General features: G+C 45.5%; 16 protein-coding genes. 8 read left to right on the plus strand and 8 right to left on the minus strand.

Going from position 1 to position 22697, the window contains the following annotated elements; all coding sequences use genetic code 11:
* Window positions 1–8: 8 nt before the first annotated feature.
* Together AC23N5_RS11595 and AC23N5_RS11600 are read right to left on the minus strand one after the other, a co-directional pair.
* Complete coding sequence (locus AC23N5_RS11595; RefSeq protein ID WP_183977018.1) at window positions 9–299, minus strand: carboxypeptidase-like regulatory domain-containing protein; 291 nt, start codon at window positions 297–299, stop codon at window positions 9–11.
* A 178-nt stretch (window positions 300–477) separates the two neighbouring features.
* Complete coding sequence (locus AC23N5_RS11600) at window positions 478–1557, minus strand: dipeptidase (protein ID WP_487755699.1); 1080 nt, start codon at window positions 1555–1557, stop codon at window positions 478–480.
* A 153-nt stretch (window positions 1558–1710) separates the two neighbouring features.
* Between AC23N5_RS11600 and AC23N5_RS11605 the strand changes: the two genes are divergently transcribed.
* The 7 genes from AC23N5_RS11605 to AC23N5_RS11635 all read left to right on the plus strand — a co-directional run bounded on the left by AC23N5_RS11605 (window position 1711) and on the right by AC23N5_RS11635 (window position 4420).
* The gene (locus tag AC23N5_RS11605) at window positions 1711–2226 is read left to right on the plus strand and encodes a c-type cytochrome (RefSeq protein WP_183977036.1); all 516 of its coding nucleotides are present in this window, start codon (window positions 1711–1713) and stop codon (window positions 2224–2226) included.
* A gap of 257 nt (window positions 2227–2483) precedes the next feature.
* Window positions 2484–2717, plus strand: coding sequence for a hypothetical protein (locus AC23N5_RS11610; protein WP_487755890.1), 234 nt, complete (start codon window positions 2484–2486; stop codon window positions 2715–2717).
* Window positions 2718–2771: 54 nt separating this feature from the next.
* Complete coding sequence (locus tag AC23N5_RS11615; RefSeq protein WP_487755700.1) at window positions 2772–3011, plus strand: hypothetical protein; 240 nt, start codon at window positions 2772–2774, stop codon at window positions 3009–3011.
* Entirely contained in the window at window positions 3001–3195 is a 195-nt protein-coding gene (locus tag AC23N5_RS11620) for a hypothetical protein (RefSeq protein ID WP_487755701.1), read from the plus strand. The genes AC23N5_RS11615 and AC23N5_RS11620 overlap by 11 nt, the downstream gene beginning before the upstream one ends.
* 95 nt (window positions 3196–3290) lie before the next feature.
* On the plus strand, window positions 3291–3677 hold the full coding sequence (locus AC23N5_RS11625) for a response regulator (RefSeq protein WP_487755702.1): 387 nt from the start codon (window positions 3291–3293) through the stop codon (window positions 3675–3677).
* Window positions 3678–3682: 5 nt separating this feature from the next.
* Window positions 3683–3913, plus strand: coding sequence for a response regulator transcription factor (locus AC23N5_RS11630; protein ID WP_487755703.1), 231 nt, complete (start codon window positions 3683–3685; stop codon window positions 3911–3913).
* Window positions 3914–3994: 81 nt separating this feature from the next.
* On the plus strand, window positions 3995–4420 hold the full coding sequence (locus AC23N5_RS11635) for a nuclear transport factor 2 family protein (RefSeq protein ID WP_487755704.1): 426 nt from the start codon (window positions 3995–3997) through the stop codon (window positions 4418–4420).
* A 73-nt stretch (window positions 4421–4493) separates the two neighbouring features.
* Here AC23N5_RS11635 and AC23N5_RS11640 read toward each other — a convergent pair whose 3' ends face one another.
* Window positions 4494–5546 carry a sugar phosphate isomerase/epimerase family protein gene (locus tag AC23N5_RS11640; protein ID WP_183976230.1) on the minus strand — a complete coding sequence of 351 codons (1053 nt, stop codon included), beginning with the start codon at window positions 5544–5546 and terminating at the stop codon, window positions 4494–4496.
* Window positions 5547–5732: 186 nt separating this feature from the next.
* Here AC23N5_RS11640 and AC23N5_RS11645 point away from each other — a divergent pair, with 186 nt between their 5' ends.
* The gene (locus AC23N5_RS11645; RefSeq protein WP_183976228.1) at window positions 5733–5984 is read left to right on the plus strand and encodes a BPTI/Kunitz domain-containing protein; all 252 of its coding nucleotides are present in this window, start codon (window positions 5733–5735) and stop codon (window positions 5982–5984) included.
* Between the two features lie 31 nt (window positions 5985–6015).
* Here AC23N5_RS11645 and AC23N5_RS11650 read toward each other — a convergent pair whose 3' ends face one another.
* From AC23N5_RS11650 to AC23N5_RS11670, 5 genes are all read right to left on the minus strand, one after another.
* On the minus strand, window positions 6016–7344 hold the full coding sequence (locus AC23N5_RS11650; protein WP_487755705.1) for a PKD domain-containing protein: 1329 nt from the start codon (window positions 7342–7344) through the stop codon (window positions 6016–6018).
* A gap of 74 nt (window positions 7345–7418) precedes the next feature.
* The gene (locus AC23N5_RS11655; RefSeq protein ID WP_487755706.1) at window positions 7419–14495 is read right to left on the minus strand and encodes a beta strand repeat-containing protein; all 7077 of its coding nucleotides are present in this window, start codon (window positions 14493–14495) and stop codon (window positions 7419–7421) included.
* Window positions 14492–16588: a fibronectin type III domain-containing protein gene (locus tag AC23N5_RS11660; RefSeq protein WP_487755707.1), complete on the minus strand. Its 2097-nt coding sequence runs from the start codon at window positions 16586–16588 to the stop codon at window positions 14492–14494. The genes AC23N5_RS11655 and AC23N5_RS11660 overlap by 4 nt, the downstream gene beginning before the upstream one ends.
* Before the next feature lie 12 nt (window positions 16589–16600).
* Window positions 16601–20710, minus strand: coding sequence for a hypothetical protein (locus AC23N5_RS11665; protein ID WP_487755708.1), 4110 nt, complete (start codon window positions 20708–20710; stop codon window positions 16601–16603).
* 30 nt (window positions 20711–20740) lie between these two features.
* Complete coding sequence (locus AC23N5_RS11670) at window positions 20741–22693, minus strand: hypothetical protein (RefSeq protein WP_487755709.1); 1953 nt, start codon at window positions 22691–22693, stop codon at window positions 20741–20743.
* Window positions 22694–22697: the final 4 nt, after the last annotated feature.

Below are 22697 nucleotides of genomic sequence, written 5' to 3' on the forward strand. Positions count from 1 at the left end.
AGTTTTGATTAATGGATGAAGCCCTTCAGTTGAGAGGTGGAAGAATTGAACGCTACTTCTTTTGTTTCGTAGCACACCGAAGAAAACACAAAAGTCCCAGAAACTGGAACCGAACGTTTAAAGGCACCATCACCGTCGGAGTTCGTTCCTCGGTTGGTGCCTTTGAGTAGAATGTTCACACAGGGCAGTCGTTGCCCGTTTTTAACCTTGACGGCTCCCGACAGTGCCCTGTCTTGCGCCATCAAGTTCCCAGTCGCAATAAGTATTACAACTAAGTTGGCAAATAAAATTTTACGCATAAATAGATTTGGATTAGTTTAGATTACCAAATGCAAGTTATACGCAATTTTTAAATTATTGTTATTTAAATGACAACATTTGTTAAATTTTTTTAATATGTCATTTATACACTTAAAAATTGGACAAATTAACGATATACCAATATTTAATCTCGCAATAATGCAAAACCCATTTAGGCTATTTCCAAGTATTTGTAAGTAATCTTAACCAATTCTTATGAAATATATTCTCAATATCGCTTTCGGCATAGCCGCGTTGGCGCAGTAAGTCTTGGTACTTTTGCAGGTCGGCGATAGTGTCTAAATCGTAAGGCGACTGCTCGCGGCCAAACATTCCGTCCAAATCCGTCCCAAATGCTACGTGGAGGCTGTTGCCCGTCAATTGGCAAATGTGGTCCCAGTGATCTACGAGTTTATCCATCGTTACGCCAAACTCTTTGGGGTCTGATTGCCGTTGCAAAAACCCTGGTGCCATCATCCAAGCATCCAACGCCCCGCCAATTACGGCACCTCTTTCCACTAAACGTAAAATTTGCTCGTCAGAAAGCTGGCGCTGGTGAGGCACCAACGTACGGCAGTTGTGATGACTCGCCCAAATCGTACCTTTATAAATAGACAACGCTTCGTCAAAACCTTTGTCGGTAAGGTGCGTAGCGTCCAGAATCATTCCGAGCGCGTCCATTTCTCGTAATAAATCTTTTCCAGCAGCCGTCAAACCGTCGGTCGTAGCCGTGCCCGACGCATACCGACCTGGCCCGTACCAAGCAGGCCCAAGGGCACGCAATCCGTAGCCGTAGGCTTTTTCGAGGTAAGAAAGATTTACCAACGAATCTGCTCCTTCTAAGGATAAAATAAAACCAACAGGTTTGGTTTCGTCGGGGATAGACGTATTTTCCCACAACGCAAGGTGCTTTGTGAGCCCTTCATAATCCGTAATTTGCACCATTTCACCCAAATCTGTCATGGCTTGGTACCACGCGAGTTGAGCTTGGGTCATGGCCCAAGCTTGGGCGGGAGAATACCAGCCGTCAAAGGCACTGCCACGCTCGGTTACTCTGGCCAGTTGCGTTGCCACGACCAAGCCAATTTTCCCTTTGCGAAGTTCGGGCAACGAAACCGTCCCTTTACCACGGTCGCGTTTATCGGTTAAGTTTTTTTCAATTTCACGTTCACGAAGTTCCTGAACCGAACACGTATAGTCACGGTTCCATTCGACGGCATTCATGGCCATGTCGAGGTGTGCGTCAATGATAAGCATGGTTAATTTGTTAGGTACTTGTTCAAAACAGCCTCAAATCTATCAAATCTCCACGTTTTCCTAACTTATTTTAGCGTAGATTCTTGGAAACTTTTACTTTTTATCTATGTTTGCTATCGTAATCAAAGTTCCCATTTAAACCTCTTCCTTCCCATGAAAAAATGGATTTTATCCCTTTTTGGAGTAACTGCCATCGCTTCTTTATTGGCTTTAACTCCCTCTCGCACCACTGCCCCCTCTGCTGACCCTCGTGAAGACAGCCTAGCTGCTGACCGCGCCAAGCACGTAAAAGCCATTAAGGAGGCGATTGTGGGCAAAGAAAAATTACCCGCAGAACAGGTATTCAAAAACATTAAAATTTTTAAAGGCCAACCCGCAGAAGCCGTTTTGGGCATCATGGAAAACCGTTGGAGCAAAACGCTGGGCGTAAGCTGTAGCCACTGCCACAACCTAAACGACTGGGCATCGGACGAAAAAGGCGACCACAAAATTGCGACTGACATGGTGGCTATGGTGGGCAAAATCAACGATGAAGTCATTGCTGCGTTGCCTTCATACGCAACTAAAGACCGTAAACCTCGCATCGGTTGTTCTACTTGCCACCGTGGCGAAGCACACCCAGGCCGTCCTAACGGTGCTCGTCCAGCAGGTGGCCCTCCAAGAAACTAATCGTTTCACAATAAGACAGTTATTAACCTCCCGAAAGTTCTAAACTTTCGGGAGGTTTGTTTTTTAGACTACCAAAATTGGGGATGGCAAACGGATAAAGAAGTCCAAAAACTTAACCCGATTGCGCCTTATGCCTAGAAATAGCCCACTTTTCGTTAGGTTCTTTCCAGCGATTAAACCAATCGAAAGAGGCCATTCACACCATCATAGACACCAGGCGCAACCTGTATCTGGTCTATAAGGAAGCCCTGCACAACATCGCCAAACACAGCGAAGCAACCCACGCGCAGGTTCGGATTTACCAACAAAACAGGGAGTTCCGCATTCGTATCTCGGACGATGGAAAAGGCTTTGATCCTGCCACAATCACCGATGGAAACGGCCTGAAAAATTTTCAAAAACGGGCCAAGGAGGGTGGATTTGAGGTGAACGTTTGGTCGAAAAGTGGGGCTAGAGTTGAGGTCGTGTTGTCAACAGCTTCTAAAACTTGATTATGCACTTTATTTGTACTTATTTTGGTATTATAACAGCATATACAACTACTTATGAGACAAATAACTCTTAACGTACCTGATAGCGAATTTCCTTTTTTTATGAAATTGGTCAATGCACTCCCATTTGTACAAGTTACTCATACAGAGAAACTTGAGAACACATTGAATCCTTCAGAAAAAGAAACATGGCAACTTATTAAGGAAGGATTTGAAGAGCTGAAGGAGGTCAAGCAAGGTAAACGCAGAGCCCATCCTGTTCAAGACCTATTGGATGAATTAGATGCTTCATAAAATGGTACAGATTTATACCATTGATAGCTTCGACCGCGAGTTTAAGCGGCTCGCAAAAAAATATGCTTCATTAAGAGGTGACTTAGGTCAGTTAATCAAACAACTTTACGATAAATCAGAACGAGCCGATATACCAGATAAATTGTTGCAAGGTTTAATTGCTCAAGCCATAGACGCTAAATAGAAGAGAATTTGAAAACGCGCCTACCCAAATTGGGGAGAACGCATTCATTTGGTTTTCCTTAGCTTTATGGCAACAATCATTTTCAATCGCTCTCAATGATTAGTATCGTTATTTTTGAAGACAATAAAGTGCTTAGGCAAAGCCTGACACTCTATTTTAATAACACCGAAGGAATTTATTTGGCTGGAGCCTACGAAGATGCCAACGAAGCCGTAGCCAAAATCCGTAAACATCGCCCCGACGTCGTGCTGATGGATATTCAGATGCCTGGACTTTCGGGTATTGAGGCATTGAGTCGAATAAAAGCTACTTTTCCAGACACCAAAGTACTGATTCACACCATTTTCGAGGATGACCACCGCATCTTTTCGGCGGTTTGCGGCGGTGCCTCGGGCTATGTCCTCAAAAGCCCTGACCCCGATGATGTACTTCAGGCCATACAAGATGTGTATCAAGGCGGCGCGCCATTGCACTCAAAGTAATGCAGATGTTTCAAAGCCAGTTTGTGCAGTCACAACCCACGTATGTCGAACTGACAGGTAGGGAGCGTGAGGTGTTGGCTTGCATGGTTAAAGGCATGAGTTATAAGATGATAGCCCACTCGTGTAATTTAAGCGTCCACACCGTGCATTACCACATCAAGCACATTTACGAAAAACTCCACGTCAACTCAGCCCCCGAAGCAGTGGTGAAAGCCATTGAGCAAAAGTTGGTTTAAAAACTACCAATTTTGGGGAGATTAGAGTTTAGATGAATCCCTGATCTTTGCCTCAGTCATTTACTAAACTTTAATGCTCCAATGAAAACCTTACCCTTCAAATTCGCCCTTTGCTCGTTACTATTGTTGAGTGTTTGCTCGGTCAGTTTTGCCCAAAAAGACAATACAGACGACCCCGAAAAAGTACTTCAATTATTCATCTCCGAATACAACGCTGATCCTCACCATTTTTTCGACAGTCGCCTTTCAACTGATTTTAGATTTACGGATTCTAAGGGACTTTTTTCAAACCGAGAATCTGTGGTAAAAAATAACGAAGGGCGAAAGAGCACCAACAGCGACGTGTCTAATCTCAAATTTTTTAAAGAAGGCAATTTGATTGTCGCCAGTGGCATTCATTCCTTTGGAGGTTATCTCGTGGCTTTTACTTATACCCTCCAAAAACAAAACGGCAGGTGGATGTTTGCCGCCTCGCACCATACGGCCGTAGCGACCGAAAAAAAGTAGTAGAGGGTTTGAGAGCCTCTTGGGATTTCAAATACCTTCCCGAAAGTTTGAAACTTTCGGGAAGGTAGGTTATTTACAAACCTAAAACTTTACGGTTAAAGGCTTCATCGGCGCCCGTACCTGCAAAATCATCAAATGCTTTTTCGGTCACTTGGATGATGTGGTCAGCGATAAATGGTGCTCCTTCAGCAGCTCCTTGAATCGGCGATTTGATGCAGCACTCCCACTCCAATACCGCCCAACCATCGTAGTTGTATTGCGATAATTTAGAGAAGATTCCGCTGAAATCTACTTGACCATCACCCAACGAACGGAAACGACCCGCGCGGTCAGCCCAGCCTTGGAAACCACTGTAAACTCCTTGCTTACCCGTTGGGTTAAACTCAGCGTCTTTAACGTGGTAAGCAAAAATACGCTCGTGGTAAAAATCAATAAACTGTAGATAATCAAGCTGTTGCAACACAAAGTGACTTGGGTCATAGTTGATACCCGCCCGTGGGTGGTTGCCAACGGCTTCCAAGAACATCTCGAACGTAACGCCATCGTGAACATCCTCGCCTGGGTGAAGTTCGTAACCTACGTTTACGCCTGCTTCGTCGAAAGCATCCAAGATGGGCTTCCAACGTTTTCCTAATTCTTTAAAGCCTGTTTCTACCAAACCTGCTGGACGCTGCGGCCATGGATACAAGAAAGGCCACAACAATGCACCCGAAAACGTCACGTGCGAAGTCAATCCGAGGTTTTGGGAAGCTTTTGCCGCCCATTTTAATTGCTGAATAGCCCACTCCGTACGAGCCGCAGGGTTATTACGCACTTCTGGAGAAGCAAAACCGTCGAACATAGGGTCATAGGCAGGGTGAACCGCTACCAATTGGCCTTGTAAGTGCGAAGACAATTCGGTGATTTCCACGCCGATGTCGGCCAATTTTCCTTTGTACTCGTCGCAGTACGTTTTTGACTCAGCAGCAGTTTTGAGGTCGATACAACGCGAATCCCAAGTCGGAATTTGAATTCCTTTGTAGCCCAAATCGGCCATGTATGCTGCGATGGTATCCAACGAGTTGAACGGGGCTTCGTCGCCCATAAATTGCGCCAAAAATATGGCAGGTCCTTTGATGGTTTTCATTGGTTTGAACGAGTAAAAGACAAAATGTTTTACGTTACAGCCCGCAATTAAACAAATTCCTGCAAGCTTTTTGGTACTTTTTAAAGCAGAAAAACGGGTTTTATTACTGATGGCTGCCACAAACATAGTGCTTAAATTCCAACTTTTTGTTGAAGTTGTGAGTCTCAATAATAAACAATAAGCTCTATGAAAAAGCGCACTCTCTCATCTGCTTGGCTAACAGCAATCATCATAAGCCTACTAAGTTGTGAAGGCTCTTGTCCCATTCCACCCAATTGCGCTTTGGAACCTGAGTCTGGTGTGTGTTTTGCGGCATTTAAGCGATTTTATTACGACAAAAAAGAAAAGAAGTGCAAAGAATTTACGTGGGGTGGTTGCGGTGGCGTGGTGCCCTTTGAGACGTTGGAAGCTTGCCGAGACTGTGAGTGTCGGAAATGACAAAAGGGATTAAAAAAACCCATTTAGGGCTTTATTTCAATATTTTTATGTCAAAACGAATGCGAGAATTGGCGCCGTCTTTAATAAATTCTTTGATAAGCAATGCTCCTTTTTTCTTCTGTTCATTTTCAAACAACACAATTTTAGGGCTTTTTTCATCGAAAAATTCATCAGGTTCGTTCTCATCCCGAATTATCTGCAAGGCTTTGAGTTGGGCCTCTCCCAAATTTTCAAAATCAAGAACATTTTCTACGTTTAGTGGATTGATTACGATGGTTTTACCCACGCCTGTAATCGGATTTACTCCCGCCGAAGCAGCCGCATGAGGTGAAAGAAAACGATTGAAGCTAAAGGATTCATTGAGTCCAAAAAAAAGCAAATCAATGGTAGCAGCCTCGGCAAGGGTCACGTCTTCCGATTCCTTGAAGGCTTTTCTTAGGGTCGTGGAATAAAAAACACCCCATTCTCCCCTACTGTCATAAATCCCCAGCTCCGCATCCTTGATGTACGCGTACCCTTTGCTAGGTTTGATGGTAATCGACTGGCTGATTTTTTTTGTCTTTTTCCCATTATTTACTTCCAACGAAATGCTGTACGTTCCAGCTTTGGAAAAACGAACTGAGGGCTCTTTTTCCTGCGACTGACTTACCTCAGCCCCTTCCACGTCCCAACGATTGGTAGTGTTACCCACCGATGTATTTTTTAATTGCAACGTCACAGGTGCTTCCAATTCCTCAAATTGCTTGGGTATGTCGATAGTAAACGTGGGAGTCAGTTCAGGTTCTAATACAATAACGGTATCTCGAAAAGCGGTGAGACGGGAGTTTGAAACCGTCAGTCGTACCTTGTGAATTCCTCCTGTTTCAAAAGTGACAACAGGGTCTTTTTGAATCGAAGTGGCAGGCGTTCCTCCTTCAAATGTCCACTCAATTTTCTCAAATCCTGCTGAAGTATTTGAAAATTTGACGGTGGCAGGAGCGTACGTATTTCCCTCTACAGCGTAACCAAAATCGGCTTTTAAATTGGCGTCGATGGTGACCTTTTTTTCAATAACACGTTGACTACCATCAAAATTACTAACTTCCAAACGGACATTGAACGTACCCGCTGTTTTATAAATGACTTCTCCTGGTGTTTTTTTTGTAGAAGTACTTGGCTCGCCCCCTTGGAAAGTCCACAGGAAAGTTTCACCTCCTGTTGAGGTATTATTAAAAGTGACAGTGGCAGGTATTGTAAACGAGTTATTGGGTGACTGATAGTCGAAATCTGCCGTCACTGGAAGTGCCACTTCTTTGACGCAACCTACCAGTGCAGCCAGAATAAAAAATAAAGTTGCGGTATAAAGTAAAGCTCTAAACATGGATCAGGCAATTTAAAGGGTCTGGCTTTCGTCTGTTTAAACGGTCTGACTGTCGTCTGACCTTGTCTTATGGTTTATTTGAGTACTGTTACTTTTTGGGAGATTCTTCCCGTTGGGGTATCAACCGTTAGAATGTATTGCCCAGAGTTCAGCAAAAAGGCGCTGATTTTGGTAACAAAATCAGCTTTGTCCTTTTCCTCCATTTCAAAAACAACTCGGTCGGGATTCCCTGCTTCAAACAGTCGAAGCTTAAATGAAGTCGGTTGGTCAAAACGTAAATTGACCTCCAAATCGTCAAAACTCGGATTGGGACTTACTTTCAAAACGACATCATCGTTGTGGACTGCAACCGTTTTGGGATAAAAATCTACGATAGAAAGCGGCTTTGATTGGTACATTTCACACGCGGCAAAAGTAGCTTTAACGCCCACAGTATAATTCCCGAGGGTTCCGATACTAAACTCCACCCGTTCGTTGGTTTTAATTTTCACCAAAGCTTCTTTGGGCAACAACCAGTCCACCTGAGTTGGAGCAGGATCTGAAAGGTTCAGCACAACCACTGACTCGTTGCGCGGTGCCGTGGATGCCGACGCAAACCGAATCTTTCCGTTTGTCGCCACTTGAGCAACATTTACGGTTGATTTAAACTCACATTTAGCTTTGTCAAATAGCGATAGTGAATACATTCCTGCCAGTTTTGTTTCAAGAATTGGTTGCGTAGAAGTCGTACCATCGGGAAGTTTCCACAAATAGCTGTCCGCTTGTTCGTTGGTAGCATCCAATCGAATGCTTTGTCCTTGACACAACTTCTTTTCACTTTCAACTTTGGAGACAATGCCCGCAGGACGAAGTAAAACGGCCGTTTTGGTTGCGACACACTGGTTGGCATCAGTTACTTTGAACAACAAAAGTTCGTTTCCGCACAGGTTTTCAAGCCTAGTGTCTTGGCTGATCCGCCCTTCCCACGACATTTGATAGGCGCCAGTTCCTCCCGTAACACCCGCCGTTACCGAACCATTGCAAGAATAAGAGCAGGTAGGTTGGGTGATTCTAAATGCAATGTCCAACTTGGGAGGTGCTTTGATTTCAACCGCAACGATGTCCGACTGGCATCCGCCTGCATCAGTAACTATGGCGGTATATCTTCCAGCCGACAATCCAGTGATTTTCATTGCATTACTATTCGTATTCCAAGTAGCCGAATGTCCGCCCCTTCCACCGCTAGCACTGATTTCAATACTTCCCGTTTTATCACCAAAACACGTAGGCTGAGTTATCTCAATCACCCGAGTAACTACTTTCGAAGGCTCCGTTAGGGTATAATTAAAGCTTCGGGACACCTCATTGGCATCCGTGACTGTCAAGGTATATTGACCCGCTGGCAACTTTTCAAATGAATTTTTGTTGGGCAAAAGCACCGATGAAGCATTGGTTTGGCTCAACAACTGCATCTTATACTCTCCAGCCGTTGAAGGTACACCGCCCTTGGGCGTAACCAACAGTACTCCATCTTTTTTACCAAAACACGAAACCTCTTTCGCTAGGTCAATGCGGGCTTCAATGATGGGCGGTTCTACCAGCGCAAAAGCCACTTCGCTAAAACAGCCCGCTTTTTGGGTAGCCGTCGCATAATTAGCATCATAGACTCGGACAAAATACGTCCCCCCTCGCAGCGTCTTGTTGGCATTCTCGGGCAAGGTTGTTTCACCTGAACCATAGCTTACTCCTTTTTCATCGACCCATTCAAATACATAACTAGGCGTTCCCCCTTTGACCCTGACCACACCCTGACCATCTTTGGTTTCAAACCCACGCGGGTCTTTTTGCGAAATTTTGGTCAATTCCAGTTTCTCGCTTGGCTGATTGATGGAAATATTTTGGGGCAAAGCAGTACAATTAAAGCTGTCGCTGACCCGAATGCGGTACGTTCCTAAGCCGACATTTGTGAGATTATGTTTCGTACCTCCGTTAAACGCACTTGAGTTTCCCTCATTAATTTGGTAGAAAAAACCTCCTGTCCCGCCACTCGCTTCAATTTGAAGCGTTCCATCCGTACCTCCAAAACATTTAATGTCAGTTTTGGACAACGAAAAAACCACTGGCAAGGGATTAAGCAAGGTAATGCTGCCCTCGGCTCGTGCAGACACTACCGAACCAATCATCGTTTCAATCACTATTTGATACGTACCTGCGTCCAAATTTTCGGGAGTTACAAAGGCAGCCGCTTGTCCCAGGAAAGTCCCCACCAGTGAGTTATTTTTAAGGAGGGTTAGGCGAATGTTTGTTTCTCCCGTGACGGTTCTGCGACTTAAACCAATGAAAATGCTGCCGTTTTTGCCATCGGTACACGAAGGAGCTTTGGAAGAAGTTGAAGTAATGAAAATCGGCGCAGGACTGACAGCTACAGTTACCTCAGCACTACAAGCATTTCCACCGCCAAAAGGGGTACAAGTTGCCGTGTATGTAGTGGTGAATACAGGCGTCACAGTACGGGTATTTCCGCTGCCAACGTCATTATTCCAAGTAACACTTCCATTACTACAACCCGTATAGGAGAGAATAGACGTTTGCCCAACATTAATACTAGGTGGAGAAGAAAACGCCGAGATTGAACAAGGTATTACACTGACAGTGACGGATGTAGCGCAAATGTTCCCACCGCCAGTTGGCGTACAAGTAGCTGTATAAGTCGTCGTTGATGTTGGACTTACTGTTACATTATTTCCAGTCCCTGCGCCGTTGTTCCAACTCACACTTCCGCTCACGCAGCCTGTGTAACTCAAAGTCGAGCTTTGGCCTGCGTTGATGTTGTTGGGTGAGGCGGACGCCGTAATAGTGCAATTTGTTACATTCACCGTTACCGAAGAAGTACAAGGGCTGCCACCACCAGTTGGGGTACACGTCGCCATGTAGGTCGTTGTTGTTGAAGGAGTAACCGTTACATTATTTCCAGTCCCTGCGCCATTATTCCAACTCACACTTCCGCTCGCGCAGCCCGTGTAACTCAAAGTCGAGCTTTGACCTGCGTTGATATTATTTGGGGAAGCCGAGGCTGCTATAGTACAATTTGTTACATTTACCGTTACCGATGAAGTACAAGGACTGCCGCCGCCCGAAGGGGTACAAGTAGCGGTATAGGTTGTCGTCGTTGCTGGACTTACGGTCACATTATTCCCAGTTCCTGCGCCATTGCTCCAACCCACATTTCCACTCGCGCAACCCGTGTAGCTCAAGGTCGAGCTTTGGCCTGCGTTGATGTTGTTGGGGGAAGCCGAGGCTGTTATAGTGCAACTTGTTACATTCACCGTTACCGAAGATGTACAAGGGCTGCCACCACCCGCGGGAGTACACGTCGCCGTGTAAGTCGTTGTTGTTGAAAGAGTAACCGTTTTATTATTGCCCGTTCCTGCGCCATTATCCCAACTCACGCTTCCACCCACGCATCCTGTATAACTCAAAGTCGAACTTTGGCCTGCATTGATACTATTTGGGGATGCCGAGGCAGTGATAGTACAACTCGTTACATTCACCGTTACTGATGAAGTACAAGGGCTGCCGCCGCCAGTTGGCGTACAAGTCGCGGTGTAAGTCGTCGTCGTGGCGGGACTTACGGTTACATTATTTCCAGTTCCTGCGCCGTTGTCCCAACTCACACTTCCGCTCGTACAGCCTGTATAACTCAAAGTCGAGCTTTGGCCTGCGTTGATGTTGTTGGGTGAGGCCGAGGCTGTTATAGTACAATTTGTTACATTTACCGTTACCGATGAAGTACAAGGACTGCCGCCGCCAGTTGGAGTACACGTCGCCGTGTAAGTCGTCGTCGTGGCGGGGCTTACGGTTACATTATTTCCAGTTCCTGCGCCGTTGTTCCAACTTACGCTTCCGATCGCGCAGCCCGTGTAACTCAAAGTCGAGCTTTGACCTGCGTTGATGTTGTTGGGGGAAGCTGAGGCAGTGATAGTACAATTTGTTACATTCACCGTTACTGAAGAAGTACAAGGACTGCCGCCGCCAGTTGGAGTACACATCGCCGTGTAAGTCGTCGTCGTGGCGGGGCTTACCGTTACATTATTTCCAGTTCCTGCGCCGTTGTCCCAACTCACACTTCCGCTCGTGCAGCCCGTATAACTCAAAGTCGAACTTTGGCCTGCGTTGATGTTGTTGGGTGAGGCCGAGGCTGTTATAGTGCAATTTGTTACATTTACTGTTACCGATGAAGTACAAGGACTGCCGCCGCCAGTTGGTGTACACGTCGCTGTATAGGTCGTCGTCGTGGCTGGATTTACGGTTACATTATTTCCAGTTCCTGCGCCGTTGTCCCAACTCACACTTCCGCTCGTACAGCCTGTATAACTCAAAGTCGAGCTTTGACCTGCGTTGATACTATTTGGGGAAGCCGAGGCTGCTATAGTACAATTTGTTACATTTACCGTTACCGATGAAGTACAAGGGCTGCCGCCGCCAGTTGGCGTACAAGTCGCGGTGTAAGTCGTCGTCGTGGCGGGGCTTACGGTTACATTATTTCCAGTTCCTGCTCCGTTGCCCCAACTCACACTTCCGCTCGCGCAGCCTGTATAACTCAAAGTCGAGCTTTGGCCTGCGTTGATATTATTTGGGGAAGCCGAGGCAGTTATAGTACAATTTGTTACATTTACCGTTACTGAAGAAGTACAAGGACTGCCGCCGCCAGTTGGCGTACACGTCGCGGTGTAGGTCGTCGTCATGGCGGGGCTTACGGTTACATTATTTCCAGTTCCTGCGCCGTTGTCCCAACTCACACTTCCGCTCGTGCAGCCCGTATAACTCAAGGTCGAGCTTTGGCCTGCGTTGATGTTGTTGGGGGAAGCCGAGGCAGTGATTGTGCAATTTGTTACGTTTACTGTTACCGAGGAAGTACAAGGACTCCCTCCGCCTGTTGGGGTACACGTCGCCGTGTAAGTCGTCATTGTTGAAGGAGTAACTGTTTTGTTGTTGCCCGTTCCCAAACCGTTGTCCCAACTCACGCTTCCGCTCGCACAACCTGTATAACTCAAGGTCGAGCTTTGGCCTGCGTTAATGTTGTTGGGGGAAGCCGAGGCTGTGATTGTGCAACTAGTTACATTCACCGTTACCGAAGATGTACAAGGACTACCTCCGCCTGTTGGGATACACGTCGCCGTGTAAGTCGTTGTTGTTGAAGGAGTAACCGTTTTGTTGTTGCCCGTTCCTGCACCATTATCCCAACTCACGCTTCCGCTTGCGCATCCCGTGTAATTCAAGGTCGAGCTTTGGCCTGCGTTGATGTTGTTGGGGGAAGCTGAGGCTGTAATAGTACAATTTGTTACGTTTACCGTTACTGACGATGTACAAGGACTGCCTCCGCCAGTTGGAGTACACGTCGCCGTGTAAGTCGTTGTTGTTGAAGGAGTAACCGTTTTGTTGTTGCCCGTTCCTAAACCATTGTCCCAACTCACGCTTCCACTCGCGCAACCCGTGTAGCTCAAGGTCGAGTTTTGGCCTGCGTTGATGTTGTTGGGGGAAGCCGTGGCTGTAATAGTACAATTTGTTACGTTTACCGTTACTGACGATGTGCAAGGACTGCCGCCGCCAGTTGGGGTACAGGTGGCTGTATAAGTCGTTGTTGTTGAAGGAGTAACTGTTTTGTTGTTGCCCGTTCCTAAACCGTTATCCCAACTCACGCTTCCACTCGCGCAACCTGTATAACTCAAAGTCGTGCTCTGGCCTGCGTTGATGTTGTTGGGGGAAGCCGAGGCTGTAATAGTACAATTTGTCACATTTACCGTTACCGAGGAAGTACAAAGACTGCCACCACCCGCGGGAGTACACGTCGCCGTGTAAGTCGTTGTTGTTGAAGGAGTAACCGTTTTGTTGTTGCCATTTCCCAAACCATTACTCCAACTCACACTTCCATTCGTACAGTTTTCGTACGCTAATATCGTCGATTGCCCTGCATTGAGGTTGGTATTTTGAGCAAAAGCCAACACAGAACAGGCTGTTACACTCACTGTCACTGATGACGTGCATGAACTACCCCCACCAGTTGGAGTACACGTCGCTGTGTAGGTCGTCGTCGTGGCGGGAGTAACCGTTTTGTTGTTACCCGTTCCCAAACCATTGCTCCAACTCACATTTCCATTGGTACAGTTTTCGTACGCCAATATCGTCGATTGGCCTGCGTTGATGTTGGTATTTTGAGCAAAAGCCAACACAGAACAGGCTGTTACATTCACTGTCACTGATGACGTGCATGAACTACCGCCGCCCGCTGGGGTACACGTCGCTGTGTATCGGGTCGATGAGCCAGGGGTGACGGTTTTGTTATTGCCCGTCCCCAGACCATTGCTCCAACTCACGCTTCCACCCACGCAGCCCGTATAACTCAAAGTCGAGCTTTGACCTGCGTTGATGTTAGTGGATGAGGCGGAGGCCGTAATATCACAATTTGATACATTTACTGTCACAGTACCCAAGCAATAGCCTCCCCCTTTACTACATACCGCAACGTAGTTGGTCGTAACCGTCGGTCTGACCACCACATTATTTCCCGACCCTACTCCTTCATCTTTATCGGTCACCCAATCAACAGAACCGCCCGAACAACCTGTAAATGACAATGTTGAACTTTGCCCAGCAACGATGGCGGAAGGGTTTGCATTGGCAGTTACCGCACAATCCACAAAGTTGACCGTTACAGCTCTTGTACAAATTATTCCATTGGTAGGAGTACAGGTTGCGTTGTAGGTAGTAGTGGCCGTTGGAGAAACCGTTTTGTTATCACCCGTGCCCAAGCCACGATCCCAAGTCACAGTACCATCATCACATCCCGAGTAGCTCAACACCGAACTTTGCCCAGCCGTGACGGGGTTGACAGAAGCATTGAGACTTAAATCACAAGCGAATGAGGGACAGGCATTGACGTTGGTAATGCGAAACGAGTGGAGCGTTCCCCCACAATTGACCGTGTAAGTACCTGCCGATGAAATGGTACGCAATGTTGTGGCCGTTGTACCATTATCAGCCCAAGTGGGCGTACTGGCACAACCTGTAAATTGCACCCTTACGGGGCTTCCTGCCGTACAGGAGAAATTTTGAGCGAACGTATGGGCCATCGCCGACAGCATTACCCAAAAAAGGAGTACGTATTTTTTCATGGTTTCAACTCAATTTCAGTTTCTTTCCAGCCCGACAAATACCCTTCCTGCATTTTAGCCCGAATGACGTATTTATACACCGTATTGGGCTCAACTTCAATCAAATCACGCCATTCACGGTTGTTTTTATCCATTTTTTTGACAAAAGCCAATTCCTTTCCTTGTGAGGCACGGTAAATCAAGAAATTGTCAATTTTATCAGTTTGCTTGCATTCCCATGACAGTTTGACCCGATAATCGACGGTATCCAATACTGAGGTAAAGCGAACAAAATCAACGTTTTGGGTAAAGTAGGGCGTTTCAAGAACCACTGGGCTCGCGGGTTCTGACTGGTTTTGGGCATCGTCGAACGCAATGAGCGTATAAGCATAGAGACTTTTTTCCACCACGTTTGAATCAATATACGTATTACGAAGGGTATCGGTCAGGGTCATTACTTCTTCCCAAGCCGTCGTAGGCAGTTTTTTTCGGTACAAAATGTGTTTTTGAACGTCGTCAGAATAGCTGCGCGTCCAGCGGAGAAAGATTTTTTTATCTTCTATCGCAAAGCTGTCGATGATGGGCGAGGTGGGGGGATTGATGTCGGGGATTGCAAGAATCAACGGCTCTGATGCTTCCGATTGCTTAAACAAATCATCCATGGCATTGACACTGTAGGTAACGAATTTTTGAAGATGTTTCAGTTGAAGTGTATCTGTTAGTGTTGTAGCCGTGGATACTTTATTATTAATGCGTGAAAACTCCGTCTCCACTCCTAACTTTCGAGTCAAAAAATATCCCATCAAGTCAGAGTCTGTATTAGCTTCCCAGCTCAATGTCACAATTCCAATCTCATCTTTTACTTCAATCTTTCCTTTGAGACCTTTCGGGCGAGCTGGCGGGTCGTCGTCGGCCAATACGATGGGATAAGGAAGGGTTTCCATCATCTCTCCCTTTATGGGGTAAGTACGTAATTTGATGTAAAAAGAAAATCCCTTGGTAGGGGTCAGCGGTTTAAAATTGAAATAATGCTGTTCGGGAGGAATATCTCCACTAATCGGGGTATAGGGACCATCTCTTAACAAAGACCCGACTAATTGATATTTTTGAATGTATCGGTTGAGACTGTCACGATAAAGCCAGGTGACTTCGACTGTATCTTTGTTAAGCACTTGCGCCGAGTAAATTTCGGGACGTGGAAGATTTGTTTTTCCTTTCAGTTTAATGACTTTAGAGTAAGGCCCTTCTTCCTGAAAAATAGTTAACCCTTTTATGCGATAATAGTAATAAATATCATTGTCTTTGAGGGTATCGCTTACCACCAAACTATCCCGTTTATTGGTGACAATGATCGGTAAATCACTGATAGATTCAAAATCAAGAGAGTCGGTAGAGCGCTCAATTCGGTATGCATTATAGTATTTTTTTAGTGTTTTGGTTGCGGCAAAAAGACTCGCACTATTTGTTCCACCTACCCCAAAAAATTCAGAAATACTCGGTAACGGAATAGTATCATTCAGTCCTACCTCGGCAGAAACGGTAGGGGAAAGCCCGTATTTAGGAGCTATTTTGTGTCTGACAATATACTGGTAACGTACCCCACCTACGGCCGTTGAATCCACAAATCCCAAACCTGCCATACATGCAGCCTGAAAGTCCATATCAGCTCCAAAAAGGGCGAATTGGAATAAATGGCGACGTTCGTTCATTTGCTGAAGGATGTCTTGGGAATACTCCTGGGGCTCATAAATAGCCGCATACAAAATAGTATAGTTGCGGTCTTTTTTATCTACAAATGGTTTCCATACGGTGGACGGCTGAGGTTTGATAGTTGTTTGAAGGACTATTTTCTGTTGAGTCTTTACATTTATACGCTCCAACACATAGCCACTTTGATAACCAAACTCCCAGTAGCTTTGCATCGTAGGCGCCCATCGGATATAGATTTGTCCTTTTATAGGTTTTACAACTAAGCCAATACATGTACCAGGCTCTTCTGTTACGGAAGCGCGTGGTGTAGTTTTTGATGGTGTTTTGGTACTTACCTTAGCCTGCCCCATCATTTCAGCTGGGAATGCCCATAATAAATAGCAAAGAAGAAGTATCTTTTTCATGGGAAGAATCAATTAGGGGTTTCGGATATAGTAGTCGTGATCTTTTTTAATGTGTTCCGTTTTAAAAGAAGCCCTCGTTCGGAACCGAAACTCAAAGTTTTGCTCAAAACCACCCAGTTTATCCCAATTTCGATCGCCGTCGCCGAATTGAATATTGGCATCGTCAGTGATAAGTAGCTTAACTTTTAGAAGGTTATTTTGGCCAGGAACGTGCAGGTTGGCTTTCCACCAAAGTACGCTTTTAGGCGACCTTTTTACGACTTTATTGAAAGTTTTGTCCAATCCTACAAATCGTATTTCATCATCCCTTCGCTCAGATCGTTTGTCTTTCCAGCGCTGAATATTACTAATAGGGCTGATGCTATAGTTAGCCACTATTGCCACATTGACAAGCGTGTCCCGACCATCAAGGACAATGTTGCAACGTTCATAGACGGCTATTTCAGGGTGGATTTTAAGAATTATCATTTCATTGAGAAACACTTCGCCCTCCGTAAATTCGGCACGCCCAAATGAATTAGAAGATATGATATTGGTTTTGGGCGATGTATCGGTTACCAAATTGACATTACTGCTCAAATTATATATGCGAGGGTCTAAACAGGGGGCGCTCCCTACTTTGAAAAAAGCCTTTCCTTCAACAATCCCTCCCAGAATGCTATATTCAAATACACCAGCACCGTAACTCTTTTTGCCGTCGCCTACACCGCCTACCGAAAAAGCTCCTTTCAGAATCGCAAATCTCGTTTTTCCAGTGGCTTTTATATTAATGCTTAAACCCAATTCACCAGAACCGTGAAAAATTGCAGAACCTAAGAAATTAGCATTGTTGCAAGTAGGCACTTGGCTGTACGACAACATCATCCCAAAACCTATTGATGCTTGGAAATAAGGGAAAATCTTGGCTTCTGAGTTACTAAGCTCCACCGACCCTCCCAAAGAAAAGCCCATGGCAAAGTACCGATTACCATCCATTTGAAAAGAGGGTGGCAAATCAAAATGAACCTCATCTTGCTTCCTATCCCTGAGTTCAGAATTGATTCGATCTTTGGCATTTTCGAGCAAAGAATAATACTTGACTTTGGTACTAGGCAGTCCTACATTTCCTCCAATCATAAAAAACGTAGCCCCGAAACGAATATAGGTGGGAGAGTCAGGCTTTGTACCAACATTGATCATCGCTTCAATGGCTAAGGGCTGATCAGGACGACCAATCCAGAAATACCCTTTGTCTTTTTGAGCCCGAAAACTGATCATTCCCAAAAAGCCCAGTCCTTCATCATCAGCCGCTCCCCGAATGTATGAACCGTCCTCTCTATTTGCTGAATCAAGATTCATGTGCATAAAACCATATAGGTTTCCTTCGGCATGAAATTCTTCCTCAGAGTTATCGAGCATGAAGTTGAATTTGAACAGGGCAAATTTGTCATCCAACGGCACATCCAGCATCTTAATAGCATCAAATACCTGTTTATTATACAACGTAGAATTGCTTGTAGTTTTGGCTACTGGCGTTGTGTTAGAAGCCCCTGGGGCTGTTGGTAAACTGCCGGCCGTTTTGGCAATGACATCCTTTACATTAAAATTATCCATTGGAGTAGCATCTTTCGCTATTTCCCACTGGCCGTATAAAGTGAGTTTACGAAAACCGTCACCATCCGTTGCAAATTCAAAATAGATGCCTACATAGCCTCTTTGGTTCGCATCTTGTGTGATAAGCGAGACCGAAATCATGGCTCCATACACCTTTTCTTTGGGTAAAAATTTCAACCCAGTAGCTGTTTTTCGGCTTCCAAACTCTTTGGTCTGATACATATTGACCGCGACCCCCACGCCAAATCCGTTAATCTTAACAGCGCCCATTGGAATCCCTGCCGCTGCGCCCATATCAAACATTCCATCAAAATATCCGTATGTATAGCCGTCTTTCTTACCAGCAATCCAGTTGATTTGAAATCGGGGTAAAGGTTTATTATCAGCAGCTTTCAGGGACTTCGTTTCTATCTCAGCCATCAAATCTCCCATCACGGCCGTTCCGTAGTCTTCATCGTCGGTGACGTATCGAAGGGAACCATCTATAGTAAAACCGTTTGTTGTGGCATTTCTGATGCGTAAAGAGGTAAGCTCAAACCCGTCGAAGGAAACTTCTGACTTTTCGTCGGACACTTCCAGCCCAAAAGTAAGGTTAAAACCCACACTGATTTGGATGGTAGATTTTGCGGGCGGGTTGGTGGTTGCAACGGGCGTTGAACCCAAAGCAGCTTGTCTGCTTTGGGGATTAAAATTGGCATACGCTTCCACTTCAAGGGTCGCCATTTTTTCCTGTTCATCATAACTGACCATCAACTTTTTAAAGCCAGCATTCCCAAAAACTGGTATCTTTCCCATTTGCTGATAACCGATACGGGAAAAGCTGAAAATGGGTTTTTTGCTTAAAAATGAATATCCTAATACAACATCTTCTGCCAGAATAATTCCTAAGCTTACGATTTTATCGGTATTGCTCGAAACTGTATCGTGCTTTACTGTATTACCATTTAAGTCTTTTCCAATCACAAAGCGAAAACTTAATTTAGGAGTAACGAGCCGGGCTTTGAAAGAATGCGCGCCTGGGCTATCTAAAAGGCCAGTTGTTAATTCAGGAAGACCGAGGTTATTTGTCGTCGAATTGCCATCGGGTGTAGCGGTGATGGCAGTACTGCGATACGTGGGTGAATCTTGGGTAAATATTACTTTTGAGTCTTCACGTAAGGCCGATTTGGCCCCCATAAAATACATGCTGTTGGCGGTTTCGGCCTTCATGGCAAAATTTTCCGATTTATCATCCAAACTGCCTGTGTACTTGAGGTATTCTTCCGGTTTGAGGTTATCAAAATTATAGGATTTGTCACCTTTAGACGCAAAAGGGCTTTTTGCTAATAACACCCCAATTTTCCCCTTCAAATCAAACGAGTTGTAATTACTTTTCTTGAGGACAAATCGGATTTGATCGACAGTCATAGGAGAACCTCCCATCTTATCCCATTTGGCAACCGCAGTTTCAGAAGAAGTCATGTAGATACCCGATGGATCCATGACCAAAGCCGAAGACTCATAAACGGGGCGTGCCGGATTAGGATCTTTGTTGGTAGCTGGATAAAAGAAAAGTGGCAAATAAACCCGCGTTTTTTCGGCATAAAGACCTGTCCATTGTTTTCGATTGCTGTCTGTTCTTGGGTTTAGAAACATATCTAAAAGCGTATTGAGCGATGCAGGTGTAGCTGTTTCGGAAAAGTCTAAATAGGCAGTTTCTAAGAGAAAGCCCATTACTTTAGCGGACTTTTTCAAAGTAAATGCCAAGGGGTCTTTGAGTTTGACAGTGAGCGAACTTAGGTTAGTTACTTGAATGTCAATCCCCGAAGTAACCACCGTCCCCTCCGCCATCGGATAGCCTTTGGCGTCCAGTTTGAGAAAACTCTCTTTGTTTAATTCAAATTTTCCCTTCAACACCAACGCTTCAAAAGCTCCACAATTGATTTTCAGTTGGGTTGCGTTGGCATTGGGCAAGTTGGCGGCGGTGCCCCCTGTCAGGCTTAGTTTGTATTGTGCATTTGAAAACTCTTGCGTGCCCAGCAATGCTAAGGAGGCATTGCCCGCAAAACCAGAGCCAGGCACGTAATTCACTTTTTTATTGCCGAAATAAAGTTCTTCGTCACCCAAATACAGACGAGCATACACTTCCAATTCGACGTGAGTAGGGTAAAAAACTGCTTTTTTTAAGGCCAAATATCCCTGACCTGTACCGTCCAACGGAATCGCTACGGGCAACGATTGCAGGGGATTGTTTTTAAACTGAGTTAAGACCTTATTCTGCCGCTCCAGCTCTTCAAACAATGCTTTGGCTTCTTTTGCTTCTTGGGTCAAATCTGCCGTTGGAATTTGAGTAGGCGAAAGCACGTTGACCATTTCCACCGCATTAGGCACACTGAGGCTTTTATTGAGGGCTGCTTCCAACGCCAGCATGGTTTTGCGCTGATTTTCACCGCCACTGGTCGTAGTGGGATCGTTGCCTGCGTAGGTAACGGGGGCGGTCAGCACAAACCATAAAAAGAAGAGTATCAATAGGTTATTTCGAGCAAACATAACTTTAAGAGATTAACGGGCGTTGGGCAGTTATAAAAAGAGTTGAGGCAAAAGCAACCCCTGTACATCATTGGAAAACTTACGTCCTCCAAAGTTTTGGATATACGTACTCAAGCGGTCAATGTTTCGTTGGGTTTCACTTAACTGAGCGGTTAGTTTGGTTTTCATTGTTTGAAGTTGGGTGCGCTGCTGATTGGGCAGATTTTTAGTCAACTCGCCGTTGAGCACTTGAATACTTTCTTGGAGCAATGCCTGCTTGGCCGTCAGCAAGTTTAGAAGGGTAGGTAGAGACGTAGAAATGACCGAAATGTACTTATAGGCAGTAGTATAGCTCAATTGTTTCTTACTCTGGTCGTGATACTGATTGGCCAGCACTTTGAGCGAGTCGGTTCTTAGCCCAAGTGAAACCAATTGCTGATTGGTGATGTCTTCTTCCCCAATGGCATTTCCCGAACTCAGGAGTTTGATACGGTGGTTGGTCACTTCTCCCGTCAAATACCCTGAAATCAGCTCGTTGTATTGATTGATTTTAAAATCGGCAGAATAATAAAGTTTAACGTCGGTCGTACCTCCGCTCGGTGTTTTGATGAGGGCTTTGACGTATTCGTCTGATACCACAACCACATCCGTTCCACCCGCATGAAGGGTATCGCCCAGCACTACCGCGTTGGTTTTGGTATCGGTCGGATTGATGCGTGGGTTTTGGCAAGTAGCCACCAAAGGGTTAGGGTTATCTTTGCGGCTTTTCCCCGCCAACAGCCCAAGGTAATCTTCGTCGTCGCGCGTGATTCCGTTGATGGTGATTTTCGACCAATCAATCGGCGGTAAGGTGACAAACCCCGAGGAAAGCGACTCTTCGCCTGAAACCCCCGTGATACCACTTACCCGAAAGGTATAACTTGACTTAACATCGCTTACGGCGTTGATTTTTCCCGCATAGGTATTTTCTCCTACTTTTTGGAGATAGGGGTTAGATAAACTAAAGTATGGAAAAGATACCTCCTCTGTGACCGTTGTTTTTTTGTAAAAGACCTCAAATTGAGCATGTCGCTCGATGCCTTTCCAAGTAATCAGAGGCTTGGCGTCGTTTCCCCATCGGGCCGAAAGAATGACGGGAGCGCGATTTTTTTCACCATAATGAAAAATACCCACTTCGCTGTAGCCATCGTTCCGAAAAATACCAATGTCCTCAAATCCTTTTTTGGCCACCGCCCGCACTCTAAAGCCATAGGTACGCCCTGCGATGAGCGGAGGAAGGGTCGGGCCGTACAAAAAAGAAGAATTGAGCGTCGTGGTTCGGTAGTAAGGGGGTTGGGATAGGAAAAGGTTCTGTAAATTGCCGTTGAAATTATCGGGCACCAACAATTCCGTCAGCGTAAACTGGTATTCAACTGTATTGGCCTGACGATGACGCGGCGTCCACTGAAAGACCAAGTTTTGCGGATTTTGTATCTTTTGAATGCTTTCGTTTTGGGGCTGCGCCAACAGCGGCGGGTCGTTCACAATGAGCCAAACGGGCGGGAGTTGTTCCAACTTGGAAAGCGGTTTATTCGTCAACGCATCCATGATTTCAACCGAAAATGTATAAATACCTTCTGGTAGTGGTAGGGCATACGAAAACGGGTTCATACCCAGATTCATCCACTCAAAATATTTCCCAAAGTCGGCTTGGGTGAAGGTCTGAACAATGCCAGGAGTCAGGGTAAAAATGGGCATATTTACCCGAAAAGAAGGATTTCCGACCGTCATCCGATTGCTTGAAATACGAAAACGAAAATAAATCTGCGTAGGGCCTAAGTTCAAGTCCCGAAGCAACACTTTGAGCGTCAAATTTTGACCCACAGGATTGGCATAATCCGACAAGAAAATGGGATAAGGTGGTTTGGAATAAAAAGTTGCCTGTACTGGAAAATGCTGCGCCATCGTTTTCGCCAGCGGCAGAAAGACCAGTGCCATGAGTACGATATATCGAATAGTTTTCATTTCC

The organism is Runella sp. R5_40 (genome assembly GCF_057652295.1).

Bases quoted from the DNA above. Each gene is read 5' to 3' on its own strand.
- AC23N5_RS11670 (WP_487755709.1), bottom strand. From the start codon at position 22,693: ATGAAAACTATTCGATATATCGTACTCATGGCACTGGTCTTTCTGCCG.
- AC23N5_RS11635 (WP_487755704.1), top strand. From the start codon at position 3,995: ATGAAAACCTTACCCTTCAAATTCGCCCTTTGCTCGTTACTATTGTTG.
- AC23N5_RS11645 (WP_183976228.1), top strand. From the start codon at position 5,733: ATGAAAAAGCGCACTCTCTCATCTGCTTGGCTAACAGCAATCATCATA.
- AC23N5_RS11665 (WP_487755708.1), bottom strand. From the start codon at position 20,710: ATGTTTGCTCGAAATAACCTATTGATACTCTTCTTTTTATGGTTTGTG.
- AC23N5_RS11595 (WP_183977018.1), bottom strand. From the start codon at position 299: ATGCGTAAAATTTTATTTGCCAACTTAGTTGTAATACTTATTGCGACT.
- AC23N5_RS11625 (WP_487755702.1), top strand. From the start codon at position 3,291: ATGATTAGTATCGTTATTTTTGAAGACAATAAAGTGCTTAGGCAAAGC.
- AC23N5_RS11650 (WP_487755705.1), bottom strand. From the start codon at position 7,344: ATGTTTAGAGCTTTACTTTATACCGCAACTTTATTTTTTATTCTGGCT.
- AC23N5_RS11655 (WP_487755706.1), bottom strand. From the start codon at position 14,495: ATGAAAAAATACGTACTCCTTTTTTGGGTAATGCTGTCGGCGATGGCC.
- AC23N5_RS11615 (WP_487755700.1), top strand. From the start codon at position 2,772: ATGAGACAAATAACTCTTAACGTACCTGATAGCGAATTTCCTTTTTTT.
- AC23N5_RS11605 (WP_183977036.1), top strand. From the start codon at position 1,711: ATGAAAAAATGGATTTTATCCCTTTTTGGAGTAACTGCCATCGCTTCT.
- AC23N5_RS11640 (WP_183976230.1), bottom strand. From the start codon at position 5,546: ATGAAAACCATCAAAGGACCTGCCATATTTTTGGCGCAATTTATGGGC.
- AC23N5_RS11600 (WP_487755699.1), bottom strand. From the start codon at position 1,557: ATGCTTATCATTGACGCACACCTCGACATGGCCATGAATGCCGTCGAA.
- AC23N5_RS11630 (WP_487755703.1), top strand. From the start codon at position 3,683: ATGTTTCAAAGCCAGTTTGTGCAGTCACAACCCACGTATGTCGAACTG.
- AC23N5_RS11660 (WP_487755707.1), bottom strand. From the start codon at position 16,588: ATGAAAAAGATACTTCTTCTTTGCTATTTATTATGGGCATTCCCAGCT.
- AC23N5_RS11620 (WP_487755701.1), top strand. From the start codon at position 3,001: ATGCTTCATAAAATGGTACAGATTTATACCATTGATAGCTTCGACCGC.